General features: G+C 43.9%; 15 protein-coding genes. 7 read left to right on the top strand and 8 right to left on the bottom strand.

Annotation, left to right across the window (positions count from 1 at the left end; genetic code table 11):
- Nucleotides 1-47: 47 nt before the first annotated feature.
- Nucleotides 48-953: a DUF808 domain-containing protein gene (locus CWO08_RS00985; protein WP_102433064.1), complete on the top strand. Its 906-nt coding sequence runs from the start codon at nt 48-50 to the stop codon at nt 951-953.
- 151 nt (nt 954-1,104) lie between these two features.
- On the opposite strand, the gene pyrC is transcribed toward CWO08_RS00985, so the two are convergent.
- Both pyrC and CWO08_RS00975 read right to left on the bottom strand, forming a co-directional pair.
- The gene (gene pyrC, locus CWO08_RS00980) at nt 1,105-2,133 is read right to left on the bottom strand and encodes a dihydroorotase (protein WP_050632884.1); all 1,029 of its coding nucleotides are present in this window, start codon (nt 2,131-2,133) and stop codon (nt 1,105-1,107) included.
- Between the two features lie 192 nt (nt 2,134-2,325).
- On the bottom strand, nt 2,326-2,484 hold the full coding sequence (locus tag CWO08_RS00975) for a YqaE/Pmp3 family membrane protein (protein ID WP_004731890.1): 159 nt from the start codon (nt 2,482-2,484) through the stop codon (nt 2,326-2,328).
- 217 nt (nt 2,485-2,701) lie between these two features.
- On the opposite strand from CWO08_RS00975, the gene CWO08_RS00970 reads away from it, so the two are divergent.
- Nucleotides 2,702-4,558 (top strand): hybrid-cluster NAD(P)-dependent oxidoreductase, encoded by a 1,857-nt coding sequence (locus CWO08_RS00970; RefSeq protein ID WP_108019505.1) that lies wholly within the window; start codon nt 2,702-2,704, stop codon nt 4,556-4,558.
- 86 nt (nt 4,559-4,644) lie between these two features.
- Here CWO08_RS00970 and nadE read toward each other — a convergent pair whose 3' ends face one another.
- Nucleotides 4,645-5,475 (bottom strand): ammonia-dependent NAD(+) synthetase, encoded by an 831-nt coding sequence (gene nadE, locus CWO08_RS00965; RefSeq protein WP_055319374.1) that lies wholly within the window; start codon nt 5,473-5,475, stop codon nt 4,645-4,647.
- Nucleotides 5,476-5,584: 109 nt separating this feature from the next.
- On the opposite strand from nadE, the gene CWO08_RS00960 reads away from it, so the two are divergent.
- Together CWO08_RS00960 and CWO08_RS00955 are read left to right on the top strand one after the other, a co-directional pair.
- The gene (locus CWO08_RS00960; RefSeq protein ID WP_108019503.1) at nt 5,585-6,106 is read left to right on the top strand and encodes a nicotinate-nicotinamide nucleotide adenylyltransferase; all 522 of its coding nucleotides are present in this window, start codon (nt 5,585-5,587) and stop codon (nt 6,104-6,106) included.
- Between the two features lie 22 nt (nt 6,107-6,128).
- Entirely contained in the window at nt 6,129-6,617 is a 489-nt protein-coding gene (locus CWO08_RS00955) for a hypothetical protein (RefSeq protein ID WP_048661091.1), read from the top strand.
- A gap of 133 nt (nt 6,618-6,750) precedes the next feature.
- Here CWO08_RS00955 and CWO08_RS00950 read toward each other — a convergent pair whose 3' ends face one another.
- Nucleotides 6,751-7,377: a hypothetical protein gene (locus CWO08_RS00950; RefSeq protein ID WP_048661092.1), complete on the bottom strand. Its 627-nt coding sequence runs from the start codon at nt 7,375-7,377 to the stop codon at nt 6,751-6,753.
- A gap of 175 nt (nt 7,378-7,552) precedes the next feature.
- On the opposite strand from CWO08_RS00950, the gene CWO08_RS00945 reads away from it, so the two are divergent.
- Nucleotides 7,553-8,659, top strand: a complete 1,107-nt coding sequence (locus CWO08_RS00945) for a 1-acyl-sn-glycerol-3-phosphate acyltransferase (protein WP_102433118.1) — start codon at nt 7,553-7,555, stop codon at nt 8,657-8,659.
- 102 nt (nt 8,660-8,761) lie between these two features.
- Here the strand turns inward: CWO08_RS00945 and CWO08_RS00940 are convergent, their stop codons facing one another.
- Nucleotides 8,762-9,361, bottom strand: coding sequence for a hypothetical protein (locus tag CWO08_RS00940; protein ID WP_048662376.1), 600 nt, complete (start codon nt 9,359-9,361; stop codon nt 8,762-8,764).
- A 101-nt stretch (nt 9,362-9,462) separates the two neighbouring features.
- Here CWO08_RS00940 and CWO08_RS00935 point away from each other — a divergent pair, with 101 nt between their 5' ends.
- Complete coding sequence (locus tag CWO08_RS00935; protein WP_108019501.1) at nt 9,463-9,765, top strand: DUF1496 domain-containing protein; 303 nt, start codon at nt 9,463-9,465, stop codon at nt 9,763-9,765.
- 36 nt (nt 9,766-9,801) lie between these two features.
- On the opposite strand, the gene CWO08_RS00930 is transcribed toward CWO08_RS00935, so the two are convergent.
- A complete protein-coding gene (locus CWO08_RS00930; RefSeq protein WP_017062761.1) occupies nt 9,802-10,101 on the bottom strand; it encodes a YfcZ/YiiS family protein in 300 nt (99 codons plus the stop codon).
- Nucleotides 10,102-10,631: 530 nt separating this feature from the next.
- Between CWO08_RS00930 and CWO08_RS00925 the strand changes: the two genes are divergently transcribed.
- Nucleotides 10,632-11,093, top strand: a complete 462-nt coding sequence (locus tag CWO08_RS00925) for a TetR/AcrR family transcriptional regulator (RefSeq protein WP_102433067.1) — start codon at nt 10,632-10,634, stop codon at nt 11,091-11,093.
- Between the two features lie 395 nt (nt 11,094-11,488).
- Here the strand turns inward: CWO08_RS00925 and CWO08_RS00920 are convergent, their stop codons facing one another.
- Nucleotides 11,489-12,271 carry a heme ABC transporter ATP-binding protein gene (locus CWO08_RS00920; RefSeq protein WP_048661095.1) on the bottom strand — a complete coding sequence of 261 codons (783 nt, stop codon included), beginning with the start codon at nt 12,269-12,271 and terminating at the stop codon, nt 11,489-11,491.
- On the bottom strand, nt 12,271-13,308 hold the full coding sequence (locus CWO08_RS00915) for an iron ABC transporter permease (protein ID WP_102433068.1): 1,038 nt from the start codon (nt 13,306-13,308) through the stop codon (nt 12,271-12,273). The genes CWO08_RS00920 and CWO08_RS00915 overlap by 1 nt, the downstream gene beginning before the upstream one ends.
- Nucleotides 13,309-13,357: the final 49 nt, after the last annotated feature.

The raw sequence follows: 13,357 nt of genomic DNA, 5'->3' as shown, positions 1-13,357 counted from the left end.
GGTGTTACATTTTATCAATTGTTTAATCCCTTAAAAGAGACCATAAAATGGCTGGAGCAAGTTTATTAACGCTACTGGATGACATTGCAACCGTATTGGATGATGTCGCACTGATGTCTAAGGTCGCAGCGAAAAAAACCGCTGGTGTGTTGGGGGATGATTTAGCGCTGAATGCCCAGCAGGTATCCGGTGTTTCTGCTGAGCGAGAAATCCCAGTGGTATGGGCGGTTGCCAAAGGCTCATTTAAAAACAAGCTGATTTTGGTGCCCGCGGCATTATTGATCAGTGCCTTTATTCCTTGGCTGATCATGCCTTTGCTTTTGATTGGTGGTCTGTTTCTTTGTTTTGAGGGCGCAGAGAAAATCTTAGAGAAGCTCTTTCCTCATGCTCATCATGATGATGAAAAGGGGGAAGATACGAGTACTGGTGAATCCATAGAGGAATACGAGAAGAGAAAGGTCGCTGGCGCGATTCGTACCGACTTCATCTTATCGGCGGAAATCATCGTGATAGCACTGGGTACTGTGACGGGTACAAGTATCCTTACTCAGATTCTTGTCGTGAGTTTGATTGCGGTAGTGATGACGATTGGTGTTTATGGCTTAGTGGCAGGGATCGTTAAGTTGGACGATTTAGGCTTCTATCTGCAGCGAACATCGAATGGAAGTACCATGAAAACTCAATTGGGTAACGGGCTAGTCGCGTTTGCGCCCAAGTTAATGAAGACGCTTGCTGTGGTCGGTACTGCAGCGATGTTCTTGGTTGGCGGTGGCATTGTGGTGCACAACGTTCCTGCGATTCATCACTTAATTGAGCCGATTATTATGGATTTTCGTGGACATACGATAGCGACAGCGGTGGTTCCAACTCTGTTGAACGGTGTTATCGGCGTCTTAGCTGGATTGATCGTCGTTGCTGTTTGGACTGTGATTGGAAAAATTCGCGGTAAGTAATCGCTCATTATTGATCTTAATAAAACCCTCTCTCCACGAGACGAAAAGGGGCACCATAATAATTATGGTGCCCCTTTAATCTAATGGGTCGTGTTTAATTAACACCACGCTCTTATTTTGCAATATAAGCGCTTATTTACCGACTAAGCGTTTATTTTACAGACCAAGCAATCGTCTCGCCGCCACGGATTGGCACAACGATGTCTGAACCAAAAGGCATCGTTTCAGCAACGTTCCACTCTTCTTTAACAAGAGTGATGGTGTCCGTGTTACGTGGAATACCGTAGAAGTCAGGGCCGTTGTGGCTTGCAAACGCTTCTAGGTTCTCAATCTTACCTTCTAAGTCGAACACTTCTGCGTACAGTTCAACGGCAGCGTGCGCTGTGTAAGAACCCGCACAACCACATGCTGACTCTTTTGCGCCTTTTGCGTGTGGTGCAGAGTCTGTACCCAAGAAGAACTTCTTGCTGCCGCTTGTTGCCGCTTCGATAAGTGCTAACTGGTGAGTGTTGCGCTTCAGGATAGGAAGGCAGTAGAAGTGTGGCTTAATGCCGCCAACCAACATGTGGTTGCGGTTGTAAAGCAAGTGGTGAGCAGTAATGGTTGCCGCTACGTTGTCGTTCGCGTTTTTAACGAAGTTTGCAGCATCAGCAGTTGTGATGTGCTCTAGAACAATCTTCAGGTTAGGGAAGTCGTTAACAATCGGCGCTAGCACGGTGTCTAGGAATTGCTTCTCACGGTCAAAGATATCAACATCGTGAGTGGTTACTTCACCATGAACCAGTAGCAACATATCCACTTCTTGCATGGCTTCTAACACGTGGTAAATCTTTTGAGCCGAAGTTACACCTGAATCCGAGTTAGTCGTCGCGCCTGCTGGGTAAAGCTTTGCAGCGACTACTGCACCAGACTCTTTCGCTTTGCGAATTTCGTCAGGTGTTGTGTTGTCTGTCAGGTAAAGTGCCATTAGAGGCTGGAACTGCTCGCTTGGCTGCTCTGCCATGATGCGTTCACGGTAAGCAAGAGCCATTTCGGTATCGGTTACCGGTGGGATGGTATTTGGCATGATTAACGCTCGACCATTGTAGCGGCTGATATCGCGCACTGTATCTTTTAATACTTCGCCATCGCGTAGATGAACGTGCCAGTCGTCAGGACGAGTAATCGTAAGTTGTGTCATTGAAGGCTCCCACCATTTGAAGTGTTATGTAGTTGGAGCCTAAACTCGGCGAAATCTGTGAAAGCAATCGCTTACGTTTAGGCGACAGGATGATAGTGGAAAAGCACTTTCATTTCATCCTATTTTTAACTCTTCAGGGTTAGGAGCTTGTTTTTCTTCGTATTTTATTCGGTATTTAATTTTGAGGACGAGCTATCGAGTCGCCACCCAAAGCCCGTGGATCATTCCTGGCACCCAGAAGAAGAAGGTCAGGATGATGTTAATCAGCAGATCTTTACCTGCACCACGAGCGAAGAACACACCAACAGGCGGAAGCAGTACACATAAAATGATAATGACGAGTTTGTTCATGATAAATCCTTTTTATTCAATGAAAGTTCAATGCAGTAATTGTGTTCAAAGTATAGAACGTATGGAGAGTGTTACTGCATTGCTGCCTTAATGTATCAAGGTAGAAAGCTAAACATCTCAAGATAATAGCTTAGTATCAAGTGTTTAGTAGCTGCCAGTTTATCTATTTATAACCATTTGTTAGCATTGGGACAAACAACAAAACATTGGAATCGTTATGTCGCAGTCACCTCTAGATCGAAAGGCTTCAGAGCAAGCTCCTTCCTTATCTCAAATCAATGTGTTTCCGGTTAAATCAGTGGGCGGCATTGCGCTTTCTTCTGCTTGGGTTGAAAAACAAGGTCTCACTTTTGACAGACGTTTCATGCTGGCATTGGCTGACGGCTCAATGGTTACAGCGCGCAAGTACCCGAAGATGGTTAAGGTCTCTTCAAGTTTGCAGCCAGACGGTTTGATTTTTACTTATGAAGGTAAAGAGCCACTGCGTCTGAAATATGCAAACTTCAAGATGCAAGAAGCGCCTGCAACGGTGTGGAAAGACAGCTTCACGGCATACACGACATGTGATAAAGCAGATGATTGGTTCAGTGACGTGTTGGGTGTTCGTGTTGAGTTACTGTTCTCTGGCGAGCAATCAAATCGTGTCCGAGAAAAGCTTGGTCAGAATGTCAGTTTCGCTGACGGCTATCCAATGTTGGTGATTAGCCAAGCCTCTCTAGATGAGCTCAATCGCCGCAGTCCTGAAGTCCATTCGATGGATCAGTTCCGTACCAATTTTGTTGTATCCAATACAGAAGCCTTTGCTGAAGATGGTTGGAAGCGTATCCGTATCGGCGAGGTTGAATTCGAAGCGGTGAAACCTTGTGAGCGTTGTATCCTAACGACAGTAGATGTTGAGAGCGGCGAATTCAGAGCGACAAAAGAGCCTCTTAATACCTTCTCTACATTCAGAGCGAATGAGCGTGGTGGCGTATTCTTTGGTCAAAACCTTGTGGCAAAAAACGAGGGTTTGATTAAAGCGGGTGACGTGGTTGAAGTTCTCGAAACCAAAGAGAAAGAGCATTATGAAGACACTTGGGTCGAGTCTTTGCATTTAACCTGTGTTGAACGTGAAGAGATCGCTCGCGACTTTACAACGTTTTGGCTAGAACCAGCGAAAGAGAACCACTCACTACCAAGTTACCAGCCTGGGCAGCATCTACCGATTGAGATGGTGATTGATAGCGAGAAGGTTTCTCGTCGTTATACGTTATCTTCTAGCCCATCACGCGCAGGCCGTTTGGCGATTTCTGTGAAGCGAGTGGACGATGGTCAAATCTCTAACTGGTTAAATGATCACTTCCAAGTGGGTGATACTTTGGTTGCTCAAAATCCAGATGGTGCGTTCTACTTAGAAGCGAATCCAACTCACCCGTTATTGCTTTTGTCTGCAGGCAGCGGTATTACGCCAATGCTGTCGATGCTTCGCTACCTAGCCGACCATGGTCAAATTGATGACGTGGTTTTCTATCATCAATGCAGCAGCGAAGAAGACATCCCTTATCAAGCTGAGATTGACCAGATCGCCAAAGAGCACGAAGGCTTAAGTGTGATTTATTCATTGAGCCAACCAACGAAAGAGTGGGATGGTTTGTCTGGACGTTTGAGCGTGTCTCATGTCGCTAAAATTGAAGATCTACACAAGCGCCAAGCGTTCGTGTGTGGCCCTGACGGTTTTATGGATAATGCAAAGAAACTGCTGATTCAAATGGGACTCAACCCTCAGCATTACCATCAAGAAGCATTTGGTGTGGCTCAGTCTACCGAAGAGGCGGTGAAGCAGCTGCAGCTAAGTGTCAATGGCTACCTGTTTGAAGGTAATAACCAATCAACCCTGCTAGAGCAAGCTGAGTCGGCCGGTGTGTCTATTGCTTCAAGCTGCCGTGCTGGTTTCTGTGGCGCTTGTAAAGTGACCCTTGAGTCAGGGCAAGTTCATCAACCGGATGTACCAGCATTGCAAGAGCATGAACGTAATATGGGTCAGATACTGGCATGTTGCAGTGTGCCTCAAACCGATATCGAAGTTGTTGATTAATGGCTAATTAAGTCATTCCCTTCATAAAATAGAAAAGGCCGGAAGTTGAACTTCCGGCCTTTTTAATTTGAGATTAACTTAAAGCATTAATCGTAGATCGTCGGGATTGGTTGACGCTTGTGTTGTGTTGCTTTGTAGATGCCCACTAAGCGGTCAGACACGTCTTGAGGCACTTCTTTGCCTTCAAGGAAATCATCAATCTGATCGTAAGAAAGGTTCAAGGCTGCTTCATCGGCTTTTTGTGGATCAAGCTCTTCTAGATCAGCGGTTGGCACTTTTTTAACCAGTAGCTCTGGAGCGCCCAGTGTTGCTGCTAGTTCACGAACTTGACGCTTGTTCAGGCCAAATAAAGGCGCTAAATCACATGCACCGTCACCGTGTTTGGTGTAGAAGCCAGTGATGTTTTCTGCTGAATGGTCAGTACCAATCACAAGGCCGCCAACGTAACCTGCAATTTCGTATTGTGCGATCATGCGAGCGCGAGCTTTCACATTACCTTTCACAAAGTCGATTTTTGCTGAGTCTGTTGGTAGTAAGCCTGTACCTTCAAGCGCAACGTGAGATGCAGCGTGAAGCCCATCAACACCCGCTTTGATGTTTACAGAAACAGATTGAGAAGGCTGAATGAAAGACAGCGCAAGTTGCGCTTCGTCTTCATCTTTTTGTTCACCGTAAGGTAGGCGAACTGCGATGAATTGGTAGTCGTTGCTACCAGCAGTTTCATTAAGGCTATCAACGGCCATTTGTGCCAAGCGGCCACAGGTCGTTGAGTCTACACCGCCACTGATACCAAGGATCAGGGACTTGCAGCCAGACTGTTGAAGTTTCGTTTTGATAAAGTCCACACGACGAGTCACTTCGAAGTGAGGGTCAATTGAAGGTAGTACGCGCATTTCGTCACGAATTAACTGTTCCATTCGTATTCCTTTCCTGCAAGCAAATTAAAAATCTAGTGTTATCATACCTAAATCATTCGATTTAAAAACCTCTTTGCACAAGCTTAGAAAGAGAAGGCAGTAATTAATAATGGAAAAAATAGCCATTTTCGGTAGTGCGTTTAATCCGCCGAGCTTAGGGCATAAAAGTGTGATTGATTCACTGGCTCATTTCGACAAGATTCTTCTGGTTCCAAGTATTGCCCATGCTTGGGGAAAAGAGATGCTAGACTTTGATACGAGATGTCAGTTAGTTAACGCATTTATTAGTGATCTTTCACTGGATCAAGTGGAGCTTTCTTTGATCGAAAAGAGCCTATTTACCCCAGGTGAAAGCGTCACGACTTTTGCAGTGCTCAGTGAACTTCAAAAGTTACATCGTGACGCTGAACTGACGTTTGTGATTGGCCCAGATAACTTCTTTAAGTTCTCATCTTTCTATAAATCAGATGAGATTACCGAGCAGTGGTCTATAATGGCTTGCCCTGAAAAAGTCAAAATTCGTAGTACAGACATTCGTAATGCGTTGATAAGTGGAAGCGATGTATCAAAACTGAGCACTAAGTCAGTTACAAAGATGTTGCAAGATAGTGGTCTGTATACAATAATGTAGATTCATTAATTCAAGAGGTCTGATGACTATGCTAAAGCGCGCGATACCAGCGACGTTGTTGATAACAGCATGCAGTATGCCTGCATACGCTGAATGTGACTTTTTTAGCTTAGATTCGATCATGCTGACTTCTAGTGACGATAATTGCTTGGACTTTTCTTCGAGTATCGAGTCTTTTGGCCAACGTATGATGGAAATCAGTGGGCTGAGCGATGATGAACCAGAAAGTACACCTGATTATTGGTCTGATTGGGTTCTTCAAAGTAAAGACGCCCCACTACTGACACAAAGCATTGAATCAAACTATGTAGGTTTGGGGATGTGGTTTCCCGAAGATCTGGAAGACGAGCAGTATGATATGTCGACGGAAGAGTGGTTGATGAATCATGGTCTTCAACTCAGCATCGGTTTTGGTGAGAAAGTAGAAGGGCAGCCGCGTATGCGCTTTGATTATCGTTGGCATGACTCACGTGACGCCGACCTAATGATGCAGGTTGAATTGCCATTTTAGACAGGTAGTGACATAGATAGATTGCTATCTATGTAAAAACACTAAGAATTAAAAAAGCCGCAAAAACTCAGTTTTTGCAGCTTTTTAGTATCTGGCTTATTAGTTTAAATACCAACTCTCACTTACCGCCAAGCTATAAATCTTCACCAAAAACAAGCATACACAGTTGCTCGAACTCTTCCTCTTTACCTGAGAACAGATCATCAATCACAAGTGAACGTTTTTGGCCTGACTGCATACGTTTCTTTGCTTCTCGCATCACCATCACCAGAGTGTGCTCTTGTGGTAGGTTTGAATCATCAATGTTCCATTGATTGAATCGCTGAGAAAGCGCACTTTCGCAAAGCAGTGGTTTAAACGACAGCACTTCTTGCTTCAATACAGAAAGCATATCTTTAAACGCTTGTTCCGTATTATTGGCATTGGAAGCGCGAGCTTTGGTCTGCTCTAGCTTTTCTAATAGTGCCGAAGAGAGGTTAGTTTGCGTAATGTACCCCGCTTGTCTTGGGAATGAATCCGTCAAACGTACAGAAAAGTCGACACGGCTAATTTGAGTGTTTGGGAAGTAAGTCAACGAAGTTAAGCAGTCAAAGGGAATCCAAACGCTTTGGCCAGGTTCAACAGCGTACTCTTGCTTACCCAGTTTGATCAAAACCAAGCCACTTTGAACCGATACAAGGCTATGTTTTAGTACTTTCTTGCGTGGTGTGATCACCAAGTGTGAAAAGTAAGCCGATGTATATTCAATAGCGAAGTTCATAGATAGTACCTTAATTTTGGGGCGTCAAGATTACCGTTAATCTTAAAGAATGCCAACAATAACAGGGGATTTTCACTGTTTCTGGTCTGACCTTGTCAAAAGTATGGGCTCTGTAGCTGCGAGAAGTCAAAACAACGCGTAGAATGAGCCAGCTTTTTATTATATGAATGAAAAAATGACCTCTCCAACCGATCCATATGTTGATATTCGTCCTTACGGCGATGATGAAATTCCAGCGGCACTAAACCGTCTTATTAATGATGAAGAATTTATCAGTGCAATCTTGCACTATCGTTTTTCAAACCATGCGTCTTGGTTCAAAGCATTAATGAGCCCTATTTTACGTGTGTACTTAAAAATGAAGTGGAGCAAGCTGACCAGCGTTGAATCCATTCAAATTGAAGTGAAAAAGTACTTACGCGATACATTGGCTAAGACGACCCAAGGTGTGACATACACTGGCGTAGAGTCACTGGATGCGGATCAAGCTTACCTGTTTGTATCGAACCATCGTGACATTGCTATGGATCCTGCATTAGTAAACTACGCCCTGCATCAAAACAACCATCAGACTTGTCGTATCGCTATTGGTGATAACCTGCTGAAGAAACCATGTGCGACGGAGTTGATGCGTTTGAACAAGAGCTTCATCGTAAAGCGTTCTTTGAAAGGACCGCGTGAGATGATGAAAGCACTAGGGCAGCTGTCTTCTTACATTAAGCATTCTTTAGAAACGGGCAACTCAATCTGGATCGCTCAAAAGGAAGGTCGCGCTAAAGACGGTAACGATTTTACTGAGCCAGCAATCTTGAAAATGTTTCACGTTGAAGGACGTAAGCAAAAAATTGCTTTCCCTGAATATGTGAAGTCATTGAAGATCGTTCCTGTGGCTATTTCTTACGAGAACGACCCATGTGACACAGCTAAAGCGATAGAGCTTTTCGAAAAAGACGTAAACGGTAGTTACGAAAAGGGTGAGTTTGAAGATATCGAAAGTATCATTCAAGGCATCATCGGTAATAAAGGACGCGTTCACGTCGGCTTCGGTCAGGTTATCGACCAAGATTTTGATACGCCTGAAGCTCTTGCTGAAGAGATCGATCGTCAGATCCACGATAACTACAAGCTGTTCCCAGTTAACTTGCTAGCAGCGGAAAGAGAAGACGAGTCGATTACAGCTGCGGTTAAGCAAGAGTTTGAAGAGAAGTTATCGACTTTGCCACAAGGCGCTCGTCAATACTTGATCGATAGCTATGCGAACCCAGTGAAGAATATCGGCTAACGAGTGTTAGCAAACGAGTTCATTGATGGAACTGAAAAAGGAGCCTTAGGCTCCTTTTTTGTTGCTGACCATCTGCTTTTAAGACCTAAAGTTTGGGTTGAACTATCGAGCGACGGCGCCACCGAGTTCTAGGTTGGTTGGCCATGTGGTTACAGTGTTGCCGCCTAGATAGATGTTGCCTTTGACTGTCATGGTATCGGGAAACGTTGTGATCCCAGAACCACCTATATATAAGTCACCATCAATGATTATCCCGTTTGGTAGTTCTGTTAAAGGCGTACGAATCACGCTCAGATCGCCTTTCACTCTAAAGCCATTAGGTAGCCTCTGAAGTGGAGTATCAGTGAGGTTGATAAAACCACCCACTCTTACGCCTCTTGGCCAGCTGGTGATTTTGCTGCCAATTAAGTCGGCGTAGCCTTTTATCTTAATTCCAGTCGGAACTCGAGAGAGCTGGCTGTTAGAGCCTTTGAGGCTACCGTTAACTTCTAAGCCTTTAGGCAGGCGAGTGATCGCTGTGTTCTCTATATTTAGATTGCCATCAACAATTAACCCAGTGGGTAGTGATGTATAAGGCTTATTTCGTAGATATAAGTTTCCGTAATTGTCGAGATGGTTCAATATTTGATACTGATCGAGTGGTTCTGCAGTCACATTTGTTATGGTTAAAGAACCAATAATAAGTGCAATTATTCGGAGCATAACGAGCTTCTTATTACGATAGACGTTAACACTATAATGAAAAAATTATTCTCGCATAGTGTTTTACTCATTTGTTGGTAGGTAAATAGGAATCAGAGACAATGAAAGGTAAATCTATGATTCGAATAAAGCGTCAAATTCTGACAATTTTTGTGATTTTATCCGCGGTGCTTTGCTCAATATCAGCAAGTACTAATGAAATAATATCAACGCCAGCAAAGGCGGCAGTCGTCGTCACTCAGAGTGGTTCACAGCAACGAGTTTGTTATTACAATGATAGGGCATATAGTGTCGGTGCTATCGTTGAGGTGTCGGGTGTTGTGATTAAATGTGCGGCTGAAAATGACTTTGAGACTAATGGTGCTCTAGGTTGGGTTGAAATAATAAAAAAAGACGAGCAATAAACTCGTCTTTTAATAGTGTGCGTGTAAGTGCTTATATTAGCGAGCTAGAGAGCGAGTCTTAAGTTCGAAAATAATCTTTTCAGCGCTTACTTCAAATTTAAAGCGTGCATGCAATTCTGTGCTTTCTTCAGTCATCTCTGACGCTTCAAATTCAACATTGCTAGACACTTGCTTTGCTAACTCAACGTACTTAGCGAATTCAGCTTCAATAAGGGCTTTAGAGTTACCGTAAACTGTTACCTCAGCAACATCGTCGCCTTCTTTGATGATGAACCCGATTTCGCCCGCGCAGCCGCAAGCTTCACATACGTCGTTGTTACCAATATCTTGGCTCATAAATAATCCTCTTACAAAATCTGAGGTTATTCTAACGAGCAATTTGAACTGTATCTACAAAAATTAAAATCTTTGAACTAATTTGCATTGGTATGCTATGTTGTTTGTTGCGGGGTTAAATGAATATGTACATTCGCGCCGACAAATATGTATGTGATCTATCTCATGTTTTGTTGAAAAGCAGTGTCATTAATTTGTTAGAATATCATTCAGTTAGTTGCGTCGTGACTAATTTTATAAGACTATCTATTGCTTGATAGGTATTTATACAATGAATTTATTGTTGGGTATTTGATATTCTAAGTAGTTATTTTAGATTAACCACTTAGAGCGGTAAGGTTACTTTCGAAGAATAATTAGACAAAGTGCCCAAAGAGGCAGCACTGTAAAGTTGTTTATGCGAAGTACTGGTGGGTATTTTAATGGAAATACTTGCGAAAAAATGCCTTGCTCACATAATGCTGATAACAATTTTCATTCTGACTTCATTTGATTGAGTTAGATGGATTTACAAAGAGAAGAGCCTGAATATGCCAAAGCGTAGTAAAGAAGATACAGAAATCACAATCCAGAAGATCATGGATGCCGTTGTAGACCAGTTACTAAGGTTGGGTTACGACAAGATGTCATACACGACGTTGAGTCAACAAACAGGCGTTTCTCGTACAGGTATTAGTCATCACTTTCCAAAGAAAACGGATTTTACTGCTGCTCTAGACGGTCGTATTTTCAAGATGTTCATGGAACACATTGACTTCGAAAATGGCCTTGACGCATTTTCAGCTAGCTGGGTTGCAGCACTTGAAGACGCTGAGTTCCTAGCAATCTTACGTTTACTTTTCCATCATATCGTTACTGCTGAGAGCGCTCATGAGTTCGCTGCAAACGGTATTGATCGTCTATACAAGCTGACTGAAACTCAGTTTGGCGATTCTAGCGGTAAAGAACTTGAGTGGTTGATTGGTAAATCATTGATTCGAATGAGCCAATAATCAATACACAATGAAAGAAGCTCCTACGGGGGCTTTTTTTGTGCCTGCAATTTCATTTATCTCGCTCTTTTTCTCTTGCTCTCACACCGTTGCCGCTAACTGTATTTAGTTCCAAATGAAGTTATTTCTTTTCTTTTTAAATGCTTACGTTTGCCTCTTATATTCAATCTTAGTTGCAAAAAACTAAGCAACACTAACTGATACTGTTTATTTCTAGAGCCTCAAACGCTCGGAGTGAGACGTTGTGGGGTTCATTGCTATGGTTGCTAATAAAATTGAGTTTCAGGCGAGAGAGAGGCTATGAGCCAATAAAAAGCCTCGAGAAAATCGAGGCTTAGAATGACTTAACTGTTATTAGGAACGAATACTCAAAATGAGTGGGTTCTAAATCGAGTCTATTGGGCGGGGTGAACCTGAGGGAAGCTCATGGTTGGGTGCTTTTCTACTATACTTTTGTAGCCGTATACATCCTCAATCATTGAAGGTTGAAGTGCCTCCCAAGGGCTGCCATCACATACCAAGCTACCGTCTTTTAATACTACGAGTCGATCAGAATATTGAGCGGCTAGGTTTAGGTCGTGCAGAACCACGATAACGGCGGCATTGTGGTTGTCGGCTAGCTCTCTCGCGATCTTTAAGGTGTTGTGCTGGTGGGCAAGATCCAGTGCTGATGTGGGTTCATCAAGCATCAAGATACATTGATCGCCAGAGTGGTGGAGTTGAGTTAATACTCGAGCCAAGTGAACTCGCTGTTTTTCACCGCCAGATAGCGAAGGGTAGAGTCTTTCACTTAGGTGAGTCACATCAGCAACATCCATTTTTTGGCTAGCAATGCTGGTCAGCTTCTTGTTAGATTCTTGCAGAGGTATACCACCAAGCTCAACAACTTCATGTGCCAAAAAAGGGAAGGTCAAGGTACTGTGTTGAGGAAGCATAGCCAAATGTTTCGCCAACTTGCGTGAAGGCCACTTGTCTTTGACATGTCCAAAATACTGGATATCACCCGTGCTCGATATCTCCTGACATAAAGCTTTCAGCAGCGTGCTTTTTCCTGCGCCGTTTGGCCCAAGCAATGTGGTTACCTTTCCTGCTTCAATCTCAATAGAAACGCCATCTAATATCACTTTGCTGCCGAACTTCACTTCGATGTCGGTTGCTTTTAACGCTGCAGGAAACATTAAAGGATTCTCCCTTTCTGTTGGAATAGTAGATACAAGAAGAATGGAGCGCCGATGATAGCTGTGACAATACCCACTGGCAGCTCTGCTGGTGCCAGTACAACGCGTGAGAACATGTCTGCGGCTGTTAACAACAATGCGCCTAGTACCGCAGATAGTGGTAGAAGAACTCGGTGGTCAGGCCCTGCCAACATACGACCTAAATGAGGTATCACTAGGCCAATAAAACCAATCATGCCAGACAGGCTCACCGTGATACCAACGCCTGCGGCAGTCAGTAGAATCAGCTGTCGTTTCAGTTTTTGAACTGGAATGCCTAGGTGTTGCGCTTCTGATTCACCTAAGAGTAAGGCATTCAAAGACATTGCTTGGCGGTAAAAAACGACAAACAGACCAACGAGAGTAACTGCAGCGAGCAAGATACCCGACCACTTGGCACCTGCCAGAGAACCCATCGACCATAGCGACAGGTCACGTAGCATTTGATCATCTGCGATGAAGTTTAAGAAGCCAATCCCTGCACCTGAAAGTGCGCTGATCGCCACACCTGCTAATAGCATGATAGTTACTGAGGTGCCGAATTTGCCAGTACCAAGTTTGTAAACCAGCAATGTGGTTAGAGCGCCGCCCAAAAAGGCAAACACAGGCACTGCGGCAAAGTTCATGAATGCCGGGTATTGAAGTGAAAGCTCAGAAAACAAAACAATAGCTAGCGCTGCCCCTAAGGCCGCACCCGCAGATACGCCAATGATGCCAGGCTCGGCAAGTGGGTTTCGAAATAACCCCTGCATGACCGCGCCACATAAGGCGAGGATTGCACCAATCAACATGCACAAAATGGTTCTAGGTAAGCGGATCTCTTGGATCACTAAGTTGATGTGGGGGGCTAAGTCATTGTTTCGGTTAATTAAGCTTGTAGCGCTGTCCGCCAAGCTGATGTTCATTGGCCCAACAGTGATTGAGTACAGCGCGACAAAGGCTAGGGTTGCACCTAGGCCTAACATCGATGTTTTCAGTGGGACAGATCGTAACAACATAAAGGGCCTCAATATCTATCGCTAACTTTAATTCCTTGTACCAACAACG

The organism is Vibrio sp. 10N.286.48.B8 (genome assembly GCF_003050085.1).
In the GTDB taxonomy this organism is placed as follows: domain Bacteria; phylum Pseudomonadota; class Gammaproteobacteria; order Enterobacterales; family Vibrionaceae; genus Vibrio; species Vibrio crassostreae.
Note: the sequence above shows the minus strand (reverse complement) of the source record. Positions and strands in the feature narration are given on the sequence as shown.